Annotated in this window: 14 protein-coding genes and 2 tRNA genes; 8 read left to right on the plus strand and 8 right to left on the minus strand. The window is 43.8% G+C overall.

From position 1 onward, the window contains the following. Positions 1-14 precede the first annotated feature (14 nt). From HMPREF9064_RS03080 to HMPREF9064_RS03070, 3 genes are read right to left on the minus strand one after another with little or no spacing between them, the layout of a single operon-like run. Positions 15-2696 (minus strand): putative virulence factor, encoded by a 2682-nt coding sequence (locus HMPREF9064_RS03080; protein ID WP_032998187.1) that lies wholly within the window; start codon positions 2694-2696, stop codon positions 15-17. Next, complete coding sequence (locus tag HMPREF9064_RS03075) at positions 2693-5740, minus strand: virulence factor SrfB (protein ID WP_006718913.1); 3048 nt, start codon at positions 5738-5740, stop codon at positions 2693-2695. The genes HMPREF9064_RS03080 and HMPREF9064_RS03075 overlap by 4 nt, the downstream gene beginning before the upstream one ends. A 29-nt stretch (positions 5741-5769) precedes the next feature. Next, complete coding sequence (locus HMPREF9064_RS03070) at positions 5770-7419, minus strand: SrfA family protein (protein ID WP_006718915.1); 1650 nt, start codon at positions 7417-7419, stop codon at positions 5770-5772. Positions 7420-8301: 882 nt separating this feature from the next. On the opposite strand from HMPREF9064_RS03070, the gene HMPREF9064_RS03065 reads away from it, so the two are divergent. Beyond that, positions 8302-9516, plus strand: a complete 1215-nt coding sequence (locus HMPREF9064_RS03065) for an aromatic amino acid transporter (RefSeq protein ID WP_006718918.1) — start codon at positions 8302-8304, stop codon at positions 9514-9516. 132 nt (positions 9517-9648) lie between these two features. Here HMPREF9064_RS03065 and HMPREF9064_RS03060 read toward each other — a convergent pair whose 3' ends face one another. Beyond that, on the minus strand, positions 9649-9984 hold the full coding sequence (locus HMPREF9064_RS03060) for a DUF496 family protein (RefSeq protein WP_006718920.1): 336 nt from the start codon (positions 9982-9984) through the stop codon (positions 9649-9651). A 197-nt stretch (positions 9985-10181) separates the two neighbouring features. Between HMPREF9064_RS03060 and serC the strand changes: the two genes are divergently transcribed. The 3 genes from serC (at position 10182) to aroA (ending at position 13763) form a co-directional block, all read left to right on the plus strand. Further along, positions 10182-11264 carry a 3-phosphoserine/phosphohydroxythreonine transaminase gene (serC, locus tag HMPREF9064_RS03055; protein WP_006718923.1) on the plus strand — a complete coding sequence of 361 codons (1083 nt, stop codon included), beginning with the start codon at positions 10182-10184 and terminating at the stop codon, positions 11262-11264. 80 nt (positions 11265-11344) lie between these two features. Beyond that, positions 11345-12442, plus strand: coding sequence for a histidinol-phosphate transaminase (hisC, locus tag HMPREF9064_RS03050; protein ID WP_006718924.1), 1098 nt, complete (start codon positions 11345-11347; stop codon positions 12440-12442). Between the two features lie 10 nt (positions 12443-12452). Further along, positions 12453-13763, plus strand: coding sequence for a 3-phosphoshikimate 1-carboxyvinyltransferase (gene aroA / locus HMPREF9064_RS03045; protein WP_006718926.1), 1311 nt, complete (start codon positions 12453-12455; stop codon positions 13761-13763). A gap of 95 nt (positions 13764-13858) precedes the next feature. Here aroA and rnhA read toward each other — a convergent pair whose 3' ends face one another. Continuing rightward, a complete protein-coding gene (rnhA, locus tag HMPREF9064_RS03040) occupies positions 13859-14326 on the minus strand; it encodes a ribonuclease HI (RefSeq protein ID WP_006718927.1) in 468 nt (155 codons plus the stop codon). A 67-nt stretch (positions 14327-14393) separates the two neighbouring features. On the opposite strand from rnhA, the gene dnaQ reads away from it, so the two are divergent. From dnaQ to HMPREF9064_RS03025, 3 genes are all read left to right on the plus strand, one after another. Continuing rightward, the gene (dnaQ, locus tag HMPREF9064_RS03035; protein WP_006718929.1) at positions 14394-15155 is read left to right on the plus strand and encodes a DNA polymerase III subunit epsilon; all 762 of its coding nucleotides are present in this window, start codon (positions 14394-14396) and stop codon (positions 15153-15155) included. A gap of 93 nt (positions 15156-15248) precedes the next feature. Then, positions 15249-15325, plus strand: a tRNA-Asp gene (locus HMPREF9064_RS03030). Positions 15326-15344: 19 nt separating this feature from the next. Beyond that, positions 15345-15421: transfer RNA gene (locus HMPREF9064_RS03025), tRNA-Asp, on the plus strand. Positions 15422-15685: 264 nt separating this feature from the next. Here HMPREF9064_RS03025 and HMPREF9064_RS03020 read toward each other — a convergent pair. The 3 genes from HMPREF9064_RS03020 to HMPREF9064_RS03010 form a co-directional block, all read right to left on the minus strand. Continuing rightward, a complete protein-coding gene (locus tag HMPREF9064_RS03020) occupies positions 15686-16024 on the minus strand; it encodes a cupin domain-containing protein (RefSeq protein ID WP_006718932.1) in 339 nt (112 codons plus the stop codon). Positions 16025-16127: 103 nt separating this feature from the next. Next, positions 16128-16427 (minus strand): chaperone modulator CbpM, encoded by a 300-nt coding sequence (locus HMPREF9064_RS03015; RefSeq protein ID WP_032998189.1) that lies wholly within the window; start codon positions 16425-16427, stop codon positions 16128-16130. Positions 16428-16449: 22 nt separating this feature from the next. Beyond that, positions 16450-17409, minus strand: coding sequence for a DnaJ C-terminal domain-containing protein (locus tag HMPREF9064_RS03010; RefSeq protein WP_006718935.1), 960 nt, complete (start codon positions 17407-17409; stop codon positions 16450-16452). 285 nt (positions 17410-17694) lie between these two features. On the opposite strand from HMPREF9064_RS03010, the gene der reads away from it, so the two are divergent. Next, positions 17695-19233 (plus strand): ribosome biogenesis GTPase Der, encoded by a 1539-nt coding sequence (der, locus tag HMPREF9064_RS03005; RefSeq protein WP_006718937.1) that lies wholly within the window; start codon positions 17695-17697, stop codon positions 19231-19233. Positions 19234-19246: the final 13 nt, after the last annotated feature.

The raw sequence follows: 19246 nt of genomic DNA on the forward strand, positions 1-19246 counted from the left end.
ACTTATCCTTCGGTTTATTCCGCCACCGCTGAGTTTCTAAAGACATTTAAAATTTCACCTAAACGCGCATTTTGTACTGCGTCAATTTCACGTCCGGCACTGTGCCCTGCATTACTTTGAGCGAATTCCATAAAGGCAATAAACCAGTCAGCGAGATAATTTTTGGTGTAATCTCCGGTGTAATTACTCAATTTTGGTAAATTATTGATTTTTTCCACTTCAGCGATTTCAAAAATCTGCCCATCACGCACATGACTTGCCGGGCGCTCCGCCACAGGCATTTGATCAAATCCAAGCCAAGCAAGGAAATCGGCAATTTCAGTGGTCACGGAGAATACTTGACGTTCCACGATTTGATCACGCTTACTGGCGCCCACTTCGTTACGATTAATCACTTTGGTTAAGCGATTTAATAAATTAAGACGGTTTGCACCGGTAATCAATTCGCCCACAATGCCTTCAATACATTGTGCCGAGAACGGATAAAATCGTGTATTGCGCGGATCCATAGAAATACCCCGTAAATGTTCAATCCACGCTTTAAACACCGCTTGGGCAAAACGGGATTCCGGCAATTTCTCTTCCGAAACGTTGGGATTTTTGACCGCACTTTGTGGCTCATCAAACAAATCAAAGCCGTCATCGAAGCCAAAACCGGAAGCGAATGCATTGGATTTATTTGCCTCATCGGAATCTTTGGCAGAAGGCGATAACAAATCATCGTCATTGTCGGCAAAATATAAAGAATGAATGGTTTCTTCCGGTAATTGAAGGCTACGTAAAAACTCACCCACAATTAATGCGCTTTTTTGTAATTCGCCAATGACCAATTTAGCTAACTGTTGTTTACGCTGCACTTCTTCCGCACCATCGCTTTGATACCAACTGGCAAAACGGTTTTCGATGATATGTTGAATCGCATGATTTAACTGTTCTGCAATACGCTTTTGCTTCACTTGCGGCATCGCCACTGTTTTTAAATAATCGCTGATCCGTTGCATCCCGCCGTCATTTAATAACATCATGCCGTCCCAAGCCTCTTGAGGATTGGCAATGTGTTTTTGAATATCCGGATCGTCGGCAAATGTGCGACGTAACAAATCCAATTGCGCACTTTCATTTGGACGCACACGCAATTCCTGCCCGTCTTCCACATCTAGGAAAGAGACTTTAAAGCCCGGTTTACGCACTAAGAAGGTATTGTTAAACGGTCTGCCGTTCGACCAATCATTTAACCATGGATAATTACCAAAACGCTCCAAAATAGTTTGTTTCAACAACCCGCCGGACCCCCAACTGATTTTCAACATATTTTCATCTTTGGACAGATCAGCGCTAATTCGTTTATCAAACATGGTAATCGCCCATAACAAACCCGGTTTCCGTTGTGAGCGGGCCTCCGGCGTATCACCTTGAGTTTTATTAATCCAGCGTTCAAGCACAGGGCCTACGCTGTTAACATCGGATTGTTTATCGGATGGCGTACACACGATCAATAAATTCATTTCCTGGCTGTCAGTGTAACGCTCAAACAAATACGCCACTTTGCCGCGCAAAATTAACTGGGAAACCGGATTGCCTTCCTGAATTTCTTTAAGGCTTGAAATCGCCAAACGGCCGCGATAGCCCGGGAAGTCTAATAAATCCACACTTTCCACTGCCGGCACGCGGGTTGGGTTCATCAGCGGAAACACAAGTTCAGCCGTAAGTGCGGTCAATTGTGCGAGAGAAATTTTTACCGGTTCGCCAATATTGTCTTCCGAAAAATAAGGGCGCACCTCAAGTAATTCGTCTTTATCCGTATTCAATCGCTCTAACATATCCACGTTCATAATACTATCCGCTTGGGATAGCTCGCCGTTAACTTCTTTTACCACAGCACTTAGCGGCGCATAAACACGATCTGCATTGCCTAAAGCAGCCAAAGTTTGTGCAAATTGAACATAAATCGCACTTAAATCCGCTTCTTCTCCCCATAAAATAGAGAACAACTGGGCGCGATCATTAATGCTCAAATAAGGGGCAATTAAAGTAGCCTTCGCCCAATACCCCCCTTGCAACATGGCTAAGGATTTTCCGAAGCTTTCCGTGGCGTAATCTTGCAAATCCACCACATCATCTTCCGTTACACCGGCCACACGCTGCGCTGACATTTTTGCCGTCATACGTCTTAATAATGCATTGACGTTTTGTTGATCCAGTTTGTAATCAACTTTTTCCTTATCAAAATCGTTAAAGTAAGAATTTACCAACAGCTTGGCAATTTCAATTTCATGGAACAATCGAAGTTCAAGCGGATAGCCTTGAATACCACCTTTTGCCGTACGACTAAAACGGGTCACCAAACCAGTGGCTTCTTTACCGCCACCCGGTGGGTTAACGTGCTTAATAAAGTCTAATTTACGACCATCAAAAAGCGTTTCTAAATTGCCGTTAGCATCAGCCGCCAACGCTGAAATTAAAAAGGATTTACCTGCTTGGGATAGCCCAAAAAAGCCTGTTGTCATCGGACGCTCGGACACTGCACCAAGACGTTTTGCGGTATTACGCAAGCGGCGTAATTCCAAAATGAGTCCATCGGCTTCATTATTTAAACGGGCGACATTCGGGCGAACTTGACTAACCCAATCAATCGCTTGTTGGGAACCATCAAAAATATTTTGCCATGCTTGCGCTAATTGATTTTCTACACTCATCTTTTCACACATCCACTATCTAACCAATATTGAGTTTCGCCTAAACCCGCATCAACCATTGTATTTAAGGTCAATTTAATATCTTCATTACGGCGGCAGGAACGTCCATCAGAGGCGGAAACAGATTTAATGTAAAAATTCTCCGCACTTTCTTGGCTATTGCTTAAACTGCTCTTGTTTTTCACGCCAAGCACCACTTTTAAAACCGTACCATCAATGGCTAAACGTCGCTTAATTTCATCGTTTTCAATGGTCAACAAATAAATCGGTGACGCTACCCAACGTTCTACGTTTAGCTGACGGAAACCGATACGCATTGCACCACGTACTTCAAATTCCGTATCCGGGAAATCATAATCTTCATTATCTAAATCAATTTCAGAATAATATAAGTTACTGTCTTTAATCACATTGTTGTTATCCAACAAACCGATATAGCGAATAGTAGAATAAGAATGCATGGATGCCGCACGGAAATAGAAATTCGGCAAACGCATATTATTACTTAAGAAACACAGCATAGCGCCTACTGCCGCTGTAGTTTTTGGATCATCAATGCGTCCTTGTTTATGGAACGGGTACCAGTTACCGGTGCGATAATGATGCAACGGCATAATTCGTCCCACAGGCAATGGCAAGCGGCTACGAAAGAAACTTTGCACCCCTGGAAGACGGGAAGGACGGCCGGTTAACAATAACACGTCACATTGGTATAAATTGATAATTTCACATAAGGCATTAAAGGTTTTACAAATATCAAAATACCCACGAATGAATAACTTATGAATAGCGCCTAAATCCACATGAATCGGCAGGTCTAAGATATTGAAGTCTGGATTACCTAATTCACGGGCAATTGGTGTATTAATATAATTCAACACACTTTCTGTCGGCTCATCTACTTGAGCCAGTAGACTACGGAAAGTTGCACCGGCTAAGCTATTTTCTGTGCTAAACGGATCAAATTCTTCATATTCTTTTAAAATACGCAAACCGATCGGACTAAACACTTGCAAGGTCAGTTGTTGACGTAATAATGCATCTTGCACTTTTAAGGTTTGGGAGCCGATATATTGTGCCAAAATAGGTTCAGGATCGCGTAAACCCTCTTGTTTTAGGCCATTACTGAGCGCAGGAACAACAATATTGCGAATAATGTCCAACAAAATGTCATCCCCGGCCACCTTGAAACCATCTCGGAACAGTTGTTCCGGCTCGATATAAGCATTACTGCTATTGGTATTGCTGTTTTCGCCGTAATCCATTTTATATTTATTGATCACCAAATCCGTGGTGCCGCCGCCAATATCGACACTGGCAATAGTGATGGCGTTTTCTTTACCGTTTTTGTCGGGGCGCGCCAAGGCGGCGAAAAATTCTTCCGGGCGTCCGCCGTAATTGTTTTGCGTTTCGTTAAATAAATACACGATTTGCCCGCAAGTGGCTTCGTCCCATTGGATATGCACTTCCGGCAACATCGGCCAGTATTTTTCACGCCCTTCTTCGGTAGAGAAATCAACGTTATCGTCCGATTTATCCCATCCCAAGCTCTTCCAAACCAAGCCAATAGCTTGATACATAGCATTTTTAAAAATTTCCCGTTCAGGTTTCGGCATTGCAGGTGGAATGGTCAGAATAATAGAACGTAAGAAGCGCGGCGTACGGGAATGCTCTAATTTAGCACGTTGTGCCGGACTGTTAATTTGCATTAATGCGTGCATTAGCACCTCTGACAACATAAATGTCATCAAAGAACTACGGGAATATTTCGGTTGGAACACCGGCATTTTACGCTCGAATTCTTCTTCAACATCATCACGCAAAATATGTAAGGCTTCGCCGTATTCGTTGATTAATCCGGAAAGTGGCTCGGCAGTGGCGTAAGGCTCGTGATCAGTTTTTACATAAGCAGAATTGAAACGCCACATTTGTTCGTATTTGTCCAAATCCCACAAATAGCGTTTCGGGCTTGATAACCCGGTAGAACCTTCATTACCGTTACGACGACTTGCCAAACGCCCTGCTTCTTTACCTACACGTGCAATGGTTGGCCATTGGAAAGCATCACGACGTCCACTTTGTAGCGACCAATGATCTTTGCCAAAAAAGGCCTGCGCAAATTCAACACGACTTTCAAACGGCTCAGTGTAAACACGTTCCGGATTGGTTAAATCGCGCAACTCCAATTCATAACGTTTTTTCAGGCCGTCTTTTTCCTGCACGTGATCTTCGATCAAAATACCGCACGTGCGTGAATTGCCCACATCTAACACCATGTCCACCGGAATCGCTTTCACGATGTCATCGGTTTTATTGGAAACCACTTTAATTCTCGGCAACGCCACTTCGGCGCCCAAGATCGCCAAAATATTCAAATAATGCCCTTGATGCGCTTTGCGTTCCACTTCCTGTAGCAAATCTTCCGGGTGAATTTTCAGGCGTTTCGGCTCCGGCGCGAGTTCTTTAAATAATTCCAACAACCAGTTATTAACCCAGTTAAAATCCAAGAACCACGACATTTGATCCGATTGATGCGCCAAGCCGAATAACACGCCGGAACGCACGTCTTCACTGGTCGGCGCCAAATACGCGGTGTCTTGGCTGTTAGGGAAAATTTTGGTATCAAAGGCAAACGTCACGCGGTGGGTGTGCCCTTCCGGATCGGCGCCTTCCGCCAATTCGACGATTCGCACCCGCGCCCAGTTATACGGGCCTTCGTCAAAACGATCCGGCGGCACGGTTCTTAACACAGGAATCGGCAACCACACGCCGTCAAACAGTTTAAAGGATTGTTCGACGCTGATTTCCTGCTCGGTACGCACTAAAATGCCGGGACGGCTCGGATCGCAAAACCCCTCGCCGTTTTTATCGGCGATTAAACGGCGTAACGGCCCGTTCACCGCAGAAGAAACAAAATTGCCGTTGCCTTTCTCGCGCCATTCTTTGTCTTTCCAATTAATCGTCAAGGCAAAATCAATGAATTGCACGCCGCTATTCATGACTAACGAAAGTTCTTTACCAAAATTATGTAACTCGGGAAACATGTGCTATCTCTCTTTCATCTCGTTAAAACTTATTTCTTAATGGTAATCGGGAAGCGGTTATCGCCGTAAGAACCGTTACAATCCGCCGACGCGCTATTCGGTTTACAGTTGATTTCCGGCAGTTGATAAGTGGTGCCGTCGCTACAGCTCGCCACGTTTTTGTTGGAGATGGTTAACCCGCCGCCGCTTACGTTAGCGTTCACATCGCCCACACATTTCACGCCGTCGCCACGTTGCAACGTGACTTGACCTTTACCTTTGTCGTCAAAGTTATAGCTCAAGCGCATCGGTTTACCGGTGGTTTTATCTTGAATACCGCCGCCCGCATTCCACGCGCCGTTTAAGAAATCCACTTTGCCTTCTTGTAGGCTTTTTTCCGGAATTTGCAGTTTTTGCTGCGTGGTAGTATTGGCCGTCGGGTCATTGGCTTTCGGATCGCTCGCTTTTGGATCATTGGCTTTCGGGTCGTTAGCCTTTGGATCATTGGCTTTCGGATCATTCGGATTGACTTTGTTATCTTTATCGGCCGGCTGATTCGGCTCAACGCCGTTTTTGTCTTTGCCGTTCAAATTCGGATCGACCGGCGGCAATGCCTGCTCATTCGGATTCATCTCGTTTTTCGCTGCCTCGTCTTTGCCTAAGGCATTCGGATCCTGCGGGTTGGTTAACGCCGTTTTATTATCCACGTTAGCGTCGGTTTGCAAAGCGGTGTTGTCGGTTGCCGTGATGTTGTCGGTCGCATTTACTTCGGCGGCTTGCTCTAATTTGCTCACCAAACCGTTATCAGAAACCACCGCGCCGTTTGAATCAATCCATTGGCCATTTACATAGCGATACGATGCGCCATTGACATTAAAAATTCGCTCTTTTTTATCATCAACTACCGGGGCTTTTTTCTCTTCCAGTTTTTTATCTTCTGAAAGTGCGGTGGATTTTTTCTCTGTTTTTTGTACTTCATGCTTCGCTAGTGGATCTAATTCAATCTTCTTGCTAGAGGAATTAAAATAACCTAACCAATAACACAATAACAACGCAAGCAACAATAACAACGGCAGCAACCACCACAACCACGATAATTTTTTCTTCGGTGCAGCAGGCGCGGCTTCAGGAATCGGTGCGGCGGCCACCAACGGCGCGGCAGGTTTTAAACTTAAGAAAGGATCGCCGTGTAAATTAGTGTTCTTTTCAATAAAGCCCCAAAAGGTAATGACCGGGCGATTATTCACCAAATAGACGTGTTCGGGATTCGGAAAGCGCAAGGCTTTGAGGTTTTCGGCAGAATCGGGATTGTTCGGTTCCGCCCATAATAAGCGGGAAAATAGCAGTTGGTCGCCTTTTAAGTTGGCTTGTTTACTCATTTCCAAGCCTAAATCCGCCATGTTGCGTTCAAACACTTTTAATTCGCTCAAGGCTTGTTGGCGTTCTTGTTCCGTGGCGGACGACCAAGGAATGATCATATATTTACCGTCGGCGCGTTCCGATTCGAAAGGCACATACCAATCGATTTTGCTGCCTTGGTCATTGCGCTGCGGAATCGCCAAATAATCGGAAAACACGCGTCCGCGCTTTAACCGAATCGTATCGCGCAGTTGCGACGCCACGGAATAGACGGCCTGCCCGTCTTGCCCTAGCGCGGTGTAATCTTTAATATCGCCGGTTCTTAAAAGAGTGCTTAACATACACTTGTCCTCAAGTTGAAAATCGCTAAATTATCAAAGTGTTAACTATGCTGAATTTTACCCCAAAAATATATAAAAGCCTATTAACCAAGTAAAAATATCGGATATTAACTAGAAAACACCTAACGATCCGGATGGATTACAAGCAAAAAATACAACAAAAAATACTATTTCATAAATCTCATCCCCAAAGGGCGAAAGCCTATGTTACTCATTTTGCAATCAATGTACAGTATTATTGCTACCTCTTTCTATCAAGCCAAATTAATATTTCTTGGTATCTAATTCTTCTTACGTATCAAATAATGAATTGAGGTTGAGCGGTGCATCGCTTTGCACCAAAAAACAGGTAAATACCTCACTATTATGAACATCCTGACTTCGAAATAACTGCTACTTTCTTGCAGTTCAACTGTAAACAATTTATTACAAAACTCCTAATCTGCAAGAGTTTTCTTATAACACATAAAACAAACCAAAAGAAAAAGGACATATTGTGGTGTTGTTCGCATATCTGTTATATGGCACATTGCCGGCAATCAACCGGCAAATAACAACAAATCGGGAAATATTGAAACAACCTGCCATTCAATCTAAGCCAATAAAAAATTCGCGTGTTTTTACCGCACCTTAAAGAGCGATATAAATAGTAAAACGCCATGATGTTGTAGCGTGATGTTAACGTATGAGTATAAAGAGTTTGAAAATAAACATAAAACACCTTAAAGCAACAAATCATCAGAAGGTAAATATACTCAATCCTCCCCATAAATTTCAGAGAAAATTAACATTTTGTGAGTCATATCACATTCTTTATTTTACACAATGTAAAATTTACAATACAATCAGTGTAAATTTTTAAATACATAATAAGGAACATCTATGAATAAAACAGTGGGAAGTACGCTGCTTGTGGCTGGTACCATGATTGGCGCAGGCATGTTAGCCATGCCGTTAACCTCCGCCGGCATTGGCTTTGGCGCTACCTTATTTCTTCTGCTCGGGCTTTGGGCGCTTTTAACCTTCAGTGCGTTGCTGTTCGTTGAGCTTTACCAAACCGCACCAAGTGACGCCGGCATCGGCACGCTGGCAGAGCAATATTTCGGTCACGCGGGACGGATTGTTTCCACCGCCGTATTAATTGTCTTTTTGTACGCACTCATTGCCGCCTACATCAGCGGTGGCGGTTCTTTGTTGACCGATACGCTACCAATCATCGTTAATCGTGATACCACCGGCAAAGTCGCCGTATTGATTTTCACCCTTTTCTTTGGCGCGTTTATCATTATCGGTACGCACAGCGTAGATAAAATTAACCGTGTGTTGTTCTTTGTGATGATTGCCACATTCGTGATGGTGTTAAGTTTGATGTTGCCGGAAATTAAACTCGACAACTTGATGGCGATGCCCATTGATAATGCGCTGATCATTTCCGCCAGCCCGGTATTTTTCACCGCGTTTGGTTTCCACGGATCTATTCCAAGCTTAAACAAATACCTCGGCGGCAACGTCAAAGCCTTGCGTATATCCATTTTAGTGGGTTCCGGTATCACCTTATTCGCCTACATTTTATGGCAACTCTCCACCCATGGTTTGCTCACACAAAATGAGTTTCTACAAATCTTGCAACAAGATGCCACGCTGAACGGCTTAGTGACTGCCACGTTAACCATTACACAAAGCAGTATGATGGCAAATGCCGTAAAAATTTTCTCCACCTTGGCGTTAATCACCTCATTCTTGGGTGTAGGGCTTGGCTTACTAGAATGTATTGAAGACTTATTAAAACGTTCTTTTAATATTAATGCTGGGCGTTTTTCCTTGGGATTAATGACGTTCATCCCACCAATCGTCTTCGCCTTATTCTACCCACAAGGCTTCATTTTAGCGTTAGGCTATGCCGGTCAAATGTTTGCGTTCTACGCCGTCGTTCTTCCGGTTTCGCTGGTATGGAAAGCGCGCCGCATTCACCCGAATTTGCCATATAAGGTGTGGGGCGGTAAAGCCACGCTACTCATTGTTTTAGTCCTTGGCGTGGTCATTACCTCTATCCCATTCGCTATCCGCGCCGGCTATCTGCCGTTTGTCGTGGGTTAAAAACACCTAAAAAAAAGACCGCACTTTAACTTTTGAAATTAAAGTGCGGTCTGTTTTTTATCTTGTTTTCTCGATAAAACCAACAAAAAACGCTGAACTCAGTCAGCGTTTCTTTGAATTAAATAGTAAGGTTTACGATTTTTTAGCAAATTCACAGGGAGGATTAATTTGATTTTTCATTTTGCTACTGATTTCGCGGCGTTGTTTAGATAATTCGGCGTTGCGAATAATGTAGTCGTCAACACGATTTTCGTAATCATCCCGCATGCTTTCAATAATAGTACGTACATCTCGAATCGACATATCATCACGAATATATTGATCTAAGTTTTCTAGCAACAGCACCCGTTTTTGATTATCACGAATCTTACGATTGTTATCGTCCATATCGCGTAATAGTTTATTTTTCAAGCGATACATACGCACATACTCCAAAACATCCTGAAAAGACTTGTTGACGTTTTCCATTGATTTGCTCCCTTATAGTAAAAATGAATTGGCGATAATGTAGCCTTTTTTGTGGATTTCGTCAAAAAATTCCCCGTTTTAAAAGGGGATTATTTCCCCTCCCGATAAATTCAAAAAATTTCCGTAAAAATCATTGATTAGAAAACGGTGAGGTGATAAAACTGAAGTAAATTTTTCACTAAATCAGAGGAAATCCCATGGCAAACGTATTTAATTTCAGTGCCGGTCCGGCAATGATGCCTAAAGCAGTTTTAGAACAAGCACAACAAGAATTATTAAATTGGCAAGGCCAAGGCACCTCCGTCATGGAAGTGAGCCACCGCGGCAAATTGTTCATGGAATTAATCGCCCAATCCCAAGCGGATTTTCGTAAACTCTATAACATTCCTGAAAACTACCAAGTACTATTTTTACAAGGCGGCGCGCGCGGTCAATTTGCCGCCATTCCAATGAATTTATTGCGTGAAAACGGCAAAGCGTTGTATTTAAACAGCGGACACTGGTCTGCTACCGCAGCGAAAGAAGCCCGTTCTTTCGGTGAAATTGATGAAATCAACATTTTAGAAGCAGGCGATGAACTCAAAGTCAAATCTCTCGATTTTAGCGATATTGCCGAACAATACGATTACGTTCACTACTGCCCGAACGAAACCATTAGTGGCGTGGAAATTTTTGATGTGCCGAACGTCGGCAACGCCGTATTAGTGGGCGACTTATCCTCTACCATTCTTTCCCGCAAAATAGATATCAGCAAATTCGGTTTAATTTACGCCGGCGCGCAAAAAAACCTTGGCCCGGCAGGGATCACCATTGTTATCGTGCGTGATGATTTAATTGGCAAAGCACGCAAAGCCACACCATCGATTTGGAATTATGAAACACAGAAAAACAGCGATTCCATGATCAATACGCCACCAACGTTCGCGTGGTATTTATGTGCTTTAGTGTTCAAACATTTATTGTCTATCGGTGGTTTGCCGGAAATCGAACAACGTAACCTTGCCAAAGCTAAATTGCTTTACGATTATTTAGACGGTAGCGATTTCTACCAAAATAACGTGGCAAAAGCCAACCGCTCTTTAATGAACGTGACCTTCACCACGGGCAATGACGAATTGAATGCAAAATTCGTTGCAGAAGCCACCGCAGCAGGATTACAAGCGTTAAAAGGACACAAAGTGTTAGGCGGTATGCGCGCGTCTATTTATAACGCCATGCCGATTGAAGGGGTACAAGCATTGATCCAATTCATGCAAAAATTTGCCAAAGAAAACGCATAGCCCTCTTAAAAGTGCGGTCGAAACTTATCGTAAAAATCTACCGCACTTTTCTTTCCTTTCATTCTTACTCGGAGCATCTTATGCAATATCTTGATCGTGCCAATGCGGGCGTAAAAGCACTTTCACCTTACCAAGCCGGCAAGCCCATTGAAGAATTAGAACGTGAATTAGGCATTAAAAATATCATCAAACTCGCTTCGAACGAAAATCCGTTCGGTTTACCGCCCAGTGCTAAAAAAGCGATTCAGGCACAATTAGACAATCTTCATCTTTACCCTGATTCCAACGGATTTTATTTCAAACAAGCGGTAGCCAAAAAATTCGGCTTACAGCCTGAACAAATCACGCTTGGTAACGGCTCCAACGATTTAATCGAACTCATTGCGCATACTTTTGCTTCTGAGCAAGACGAAGTGATTTATTCCCAATATGGCTTCATTGTTTACCCATTAATTAGTCAAGCCTTGAATGCCAGACGGGTAGAAATTCCGGCGAAAAATTATGGCAACGATTTGCCTGCTTTTCTGAAAGCGATCACGCCCAACACCAAATTAATCTACATCGCTAATCCCAATAACCCAACGGGTAGTTTCTCAAGTGCGGTGGAAATTGCCGACTTTTTAGCCCAAGTGCCACCGCAAGTGATTGTCGCGTTGGATGAAGCCTATGTGGAATTTACCGAACCGAATGAACGCGTGGATTCTTTCGGCTTGTTGGCAAAATATCCGAACCTGATCGTGTGCCGCACCCTATCCAAAGCCTACGGCTTAGCCGGTTTGCGCATCGGTTACGCCATTTCCTCAACAGAAATTGCGGGCTTGTTAAATCGTGTACGCCAACCCTTTAACTGCAACAGTCTTGCCCTTGCCGCAGCAACTGCTGCCATTCAAGACGATGAATTTGTCGCCAAAGTGGCGGAAAATAATCGAATCGGCTTGCAATTATTGCAAAACTTCTTTGATGAAAAAGGCTTGCGTTATGTGCCGTCCAAGGGCAACTTCGTGATGTTGGATTTGCAGCAACCTGCCGCACCGATTTATCAAGCACTGTTACGCAAAGGCGTCATCGTACGTCCGCTTGCCGGTTACGGATTGCCGAACCATTTGCGTATCAGCATCGGCTTGCCGGAAGAAAATCAGCGTTTTTTAACCGAACTTAGCGACATTTTGGGCTTATAACGGACGATTTATGCAACACGCCACTTCCATTACCCTTAACCCTATCCACCATGTGGAAGGCACGATCAACCTACCCGGTTCGAAAAGCCTGTCCAACCGCGCCTTATTGTTGGCAGCATTAGCGCACGGCACGACTAACGTCACTAATTTGCTAGACAGCGACGATATCCGCCACATGCTTAACGCCTTAAAACACCTCGGCGTGCAATATTCGCTATCTGACGATAAATCCATCTGCGAGGTACAGGGCTTAGGTGGCGCCTTTCAATGGCATGACGGCTTAGCGTTATTTTTAGGCAATGCCGGCACCGCCATGCGTCCGTTGGCAGCAGCACTTTGTTTAGCGCGTGAAGGCGCTTCCCCACAAAATGAAGTGATATTAACCGGCGAACCGCGCATGAAAGAGCGCCCGATTCAGCACTTAGTAGATGCATTGTTGCAGGCAGGCGCAGACATTCGTTATTTAGAAAACGAGGGCTATCCGCCAATTGCCATTCGTAACACCGGTTTGCGTGGTGGCACGATTAAAATCGACGGCTCCATTTCATCACAATTTTTGACCGCACTTTTAATGGCAGCCCCCCTTGCAGAAGGCGACAGTGAAATTGAAATTATTGGTGAATTAGTTTCCAAACCCTACATCGACATCACCCTTAACATGATGAAAATCTTCGGCGTGGAAGTTGAAAATCAAAACTATCAACGTTTTCTCGTGAAAGGCAAACAATCTTACCAATCCCCCGGCACCTTTTTGGTGGAAGGTGATGCCTCCTCGGCGTCCTATTTCTTGGCGGCAGGTGCCATTAAAGGCAAAGTGAAAGTCACGGGCATCGGCAAAAACAGTATCCAAGGCGACCGTTTATTTGCGGATGTGTTAGAAAAAATGGGGGCAAAAATCACCTGGGGCGAGGATTTCATTGAAGCGGAACAAGCTCCGTTACACGGCGTGGATATGGACATGAACCATATTCCTGATGCGGCCATGACCATTGCCACGACCGCGTTGTTTGCCGAAGGGGAAACCGTGATTCGTAACATTTATAACTGGCGAGTGAAAGAAACCGATCGCCTAACCGCCATGGCAACCGAACTACGCAAAGTGGGCGCTGACGTGGAAGAAGGCGAGGATTTTATTCGTATTCAACCCTTAAAATTAACAGATTTTAAGGCCGCAGAAATCGAAACCTATAACGATCACCGCATAGCAATGTGTTTCGCCTTGGTGGCGTTATCCGACACGCCCATCACCATTTTGGATCCGGACTGTACGGCAAAAACGTTCCCAACGTTTTTTGAGGAATTTTTAGCCATCGCACACTAATTTCGCGGTAATAACAACAAAAAATGAAAAACGCATAAAAAACAAACCGCACTTTATATTTCATCGTATAAAGTGCGGTCTATTTTTAAGAAGATTTACGCTTCCGGCTGATAGCCCTCATCATTAAATGTCGGATTTTCGGCGCCTTGCTTTGCCAGTTGATCGCAAATTTCATTTTCACGATGTCCCGCGTGCCCTTTTACCCAGCGCCAATCCACATGATGCCGGGCAATAGCCTGATCTAACGCGATCCATAAGTCTTGATTTTTGACCGGTTTGCCACTACTCGCCTTCCAATTGTTTTTCTTCCAATTGAATATCCATTGTGTAATGCCATTTTTCATGTATTGACTATCGCTATATAAATGGATGTCGCAAGGTTCTTTCAAGCTATTTAACGCTTCCACCACAGCCAACAATTCCATGCGATTATTGGTCGTTAACAAGAAACCTTTGGACAACTGTTTTTCATGTTGTTTATAACGTAATAGGATGCCAATGCCACCCGGGCCGGGATTGCCAAGGCAAGATCCATCGGTAAAAATTTCAATTTGTTTGCGCATATTGACTACTAATTTATTTTAAATGGGGCGATAATACCCGAAATTTTTGCGGATAAAAAGTCAAGTTATGAGTATTCAAATTAATCCAAATCGCCAGATTGTACTGGATACGGAAACCACCGGTATGAACCAGCTGGGCGCCCATTATGAAGGTCATTGCATTATTGAAATCGGTGCGGTGGAAATGATCAATCGTCGCTACACCGGCAATAATTTTCACATTTACATCAAACCCAATCGCCCCGTTGACCCTGAAGCAATTAAAGTACACGGCATCACCGATGAAATGCTTGCGGATAAACCGGATTTCAGTCAAATTGCCAATGAATTTATTGAGTATATTAAAGGTGCAGAGTTGTTAATTCACAACGCCCCCTTCGACGTGGGATTCATGGATTATGAATTTGCCAAACTCAACTTACCGATAAAAACCAACGATATTTGCCAAGTGACTGATACGCTCACGATGGCGCGTCAAATGTATCCGGGCAAAAAAAATAACTTGGATGCACTATGTAGCCGTTTAGGCATTGATAACAGTAAACGAACCTTGCACGGCGCGTTACTGGATGCGGAAATTCTAGCAGACGTTTACCTTGCCATGACCGGCGGGCAAACCAGCCTTTTTGATGAAAACGAATCGGAGATTATTCAACAGGTTAACGAACAGCAAATACAAAGTGCGGTGGCTTTTTCACACAATTTACGCTTACTTACCCCCACTGAAGAGGAGCTGCAAGCGCATTTGGAATACCTCAAATTAATCAATAAAAAAAGCAAAGATAATTGCTTGTGGACGCGCCAATCTCAAGAAGAAACCTTGCACTAAACAAATCGTTCACCGATTAAACAAGTGAGCCCAAAAGAGAAAAAAAAAGTTGACGGAATGCTCCGTCGCCATTATTATGCACCTCACCTGTGCGGAGTGGTAGTTCAGCTGGTTAGAATACCTGCCTGTCACGCAGGGGGTCGCGGGTTCGAGTCCCGTCCATTCCGCCAATTTTATCTATTCTAATTCGGAGCGGTAGTTCAGCTGGTTAGAATACCTGCCTGTCACGCAGGGGGTCGCGGGTTCGAGTCCCGTCCGTTCCGCCACTTCTTTGAAGTTCATCAGTTACATTATTCCTCTCGTACTCATCTTTAAAAGTACATTCTCTTCGTCATATAAAGAATAAAATGATGCCAGAAATTTATTTTTTATTGTTCCTCACTACTTTTTGTCATGTGTAACGAGTTTCTATATCGCATAAGTAATGAACACTTTTTCACTAAACTACCTTTCTTAATTCTAGCAAATGCGCAACTATTCAAAACATAAAAATAAAGGCGCTTTCCCCAAGCGCCTCCTTTCTCTTCTAACTATCTTCCTTCTTTCGGAAATACCACAGTCAAAAACATTTTAAAATTTTCCAATGCATATAGCGCATGAGGAATGTCCGCCGGAAGGACAATACTTTCGCCGGCATTGACATCATAATCAGTGGTGTCAATCGTAATTCGGGCCTTGCCTTCCAGTATAGTAACTAAAGCATCACCACGTGATTTATGCGCACTGATTTCTTCGCCTTTCGGTAAACAAAACATAGTCAATCCCACCGCCGGATTTTGCGAGAAGGTTTTACTGATGACCTGTCCGTCCTGATATGTCAATAGATCATTAAGTTTTAGTACTGTGGCTTTTTCAATGTTTTTTAACATAGCATTTCTCCTTTTCAAGTTTCTAACAATAAAATCTACACATCACATACGGGTAAATTATTTCATTAACAACATAAAGATATCATCAAAAATGGCTGCACTTTTAGCCTATTTTCACCTCATCCAGTAAGGAAAAAGGACGATTCTGTTTACGTAATTCTTCTACTTCGTCCAATAGACGCATAATCAAACTTAGCGCAGGTACACTGGCATCAAAATCATGCCGCAAACGGCAAGCCTGACGCACGCGGGCCATTTGGAAACCGCTGAAAATCGCCTGCTCGGGTCGCCCATCCACTGAAATCACGCCTTCTTCAATCAGTTCCAGTAACCACTGACGATCATCAGAACAGACTTTCAACATTTCATTAAAGCTCAATTTGATATCAATATCTTGATTCATCATTTCAATTCCTTGTTCTATTTTATGCCTGTTTGCTGGCGAAATGTGTAGCAATTTGCTCCCATGCGGCACGGCCGGCGTCATCCTCAACCGGTGGCACCAAAATGCGAATATTCAAATATAAATCACCCGGTTCTTTAGCCGGAATACCTTTGCCTTTCAAACGAATGCTTTTGCCATTTTGGCTGTTAGCCGGCAAGTTGAGTTGCAGACGTCCGCCAAGGGTTACAACCTGAATTTTGCCACCCAATGCCGCCAGCCATGGGAATACATCGATAGTTTGACAAACGTCTTTTTTATTTTTCACATAAAGATCGGGGCGTTCATGGAAGCGAATTTTCAAATATAAATCACCGTTTTCTCCTCCATTAATGCCCGGCAAACCTTGGCGCGCCAAACGGATTTGTTGTCCTTCCGTAATACCTTTCGGAATTTTTACGTTTAATGTTTTGTTTTGTTGAGTAATTCTGCCATATTCATCAATAGTCGGCACATTTAGAGTCACAGAACGCTCAGTGCCGTCATAAGCGGCGGCAATATCAATACTGAGCTCAGCATGCTGATCTTCGCCTTTCATTGGCCCTGTTTGGCGAGTATGTGATTGTTGTCCTCGACGCCCAAAGGCAGAGAATAAATCTTCGAAATGAAAATCTCCTTGCCCGAATGGCTCATCATCACCGGAATGGAATTCATAATGACGGAAACCATTGGTGTCGCCGTAAGCCCCCTCAAATGGGTTGCCTCGCGTTTGGCTTGTACCGTCAAATGGATTAGCCAACATTTCATCATATTCTGTCCGTTTTTGTGTGTCTTTCAGTGTTTCATAAGCTTCATTCACTTCGGCAGTTTTCTGCACCGCATCAGGTTCTTTGCTAACATCCGGGTGATATTTGCGCACCAATTTGCGGTACGCTTTTTTTATTGTGTCGAGATCGGCGTTTTTATCTACGCCCAATATCTCGTAATAATTTCTTTTTGCCATAGTTATCCTTATTTCTTTAATTTTTAAATCATATTATTCGGTTTAATTTTTCGCTAAATTCTGAGCAGCTTAGGGTAACTTGATGAATCGTGAAGATGAACAGTACAAATTTTCGTCTATTTTAATATAATACCAACGCAAAAATTTTAAAGTGATTTTTAGAAATAAATTGTTTCGTCCAACCCTTGTCATTTCTCATCACTGCCAAAATCCGCTATAATGCCAGCCATTTTTCAAGTGCCGATATCAATGATCCCGTGGCACATTCATTTATAAGAGGTTTTTATGACAACTCCCGTAGTTGCCTTGGTGGGTCGTCCAAACGTGGGCAAATCCACCTTATTCAATCGCCTAACCCGTACCCGTGATGCTTTAGTCGCTGATTTTCCTGGTCTGACGCGCGACCGTAAATATGGCCAAGCGCATCTTGCCGGATATGATTTTATTGTCATTGACACCGGCGGTATCGACGGCACGGAAGAAGGCGTAGAAGAAAAAATGGCGGAGCAATCGTTGCTTGCCATTGAAGAAGCAGACATCGTTTTATTCTTAGTAGATGCCCGTGCCGGCTTAACGTCAGCGGATATCGGCATTGCAAACTATTTGCGCCAACGTCAAAACAAAACCACCGTGGTGGTTGCCAACAAAGTGGACGGCATTGACGCTGACTCCCACTGTGCCGAGTTTTATCAATTAGGCTTAGGTGAAATCGCCCAAATTGCGGCTTCTCAAGGCCGTGGTATCGCCAGCTTAATGGAACAAGTGCTTACCCCATTAGCAGAACAAATGGCAGAAGCAGAAAAAACAGAAGAAAGTGCGGTCGAAATCACAGATGTTTCTTCCGAGGTCGCTGAATTTGACGAATGGGACGAAGATTTCGATTTTTCAAACGAAGAAGACACCGCACTTTTAGATGAAGAACTGGCGCAAGAACAAACGCCGGATAACCAAAACATTAAAATCGCCATTGTGGGTCGCCCGAACGTCGGCAAATCCACTTTGACTAACCGCATTTTAGGTGAAGATCGCGTGGTGGTTTACGATATGCCAGGCACCACCCGCGACAGTATTTACATTCCAATGGAACGCGATGGACAAAATTACACGTTAATCGACACGGCGGGAGTACGCAAACGCGGTAAAGTGCATTTAGCGGTAGAAAAATTCTCCGTCATCAAAACGCTACAAGCCATTCAAGACGCCAATGTGGTGTTGCTCACCATTGATGCCCGGGAAAATATTTCCGACCAAGATTTATCACTGCTTGGCTTTATCTTAAATTCCGGCCGTTCCTTGGTTATCGTGGTGAATAAATGGGACGGATTGAATCAAGAGGTGAAAGATCGCGTGAAATCGGAACTTGATCGCCGTTTGGATTTTATTGACTTTGCCCGCGTACATTTTATTTCAGCCTTGCATGGCAGCGGTGTCGGCAATTTATTTGAATCTGTCAAAGAAGCTTATGAATGCGCCACGCAGAAAATGACCACATCCATGCTTACCCGCATTCTGCAAATTGCAGTGGATGAGCATCAGCCACCGATGGTTAGCGGTCGCCGCGTGAAACTGAAATATGCCCACCCGGGTGGCTACAATCCGCCAATCATTGTGATTCATGGTAACCAAGTGGATAAACTACCGGATTCTTACAAACGTTATTTATCCAACCATTTCCGCCGTAGTCTGAAAATTATCGGCTCGCCGATTCGTCTGCAATTCCAAGAGGGGAACAACCCATTTGCCGGCAAACGAAATAAACTCACGCCGAATCAATTACGTAAACGTAAACGTTTGATGAAGTTTATTAAGAAAGCAAAACGATAAACAAAAAGTGCGG

It is taken from the genome of Aggregatibacter segnis ATCC 33393, assembly GCF_000185305.1.
Taxonomy (GTDB): domain Bacteria; phylum Pseudomonadota; class Gammaproteobacteria; order Enterobacterales; family Pasteurellaceae; genus Aggregatibacter; species Aggregatibacter segnis.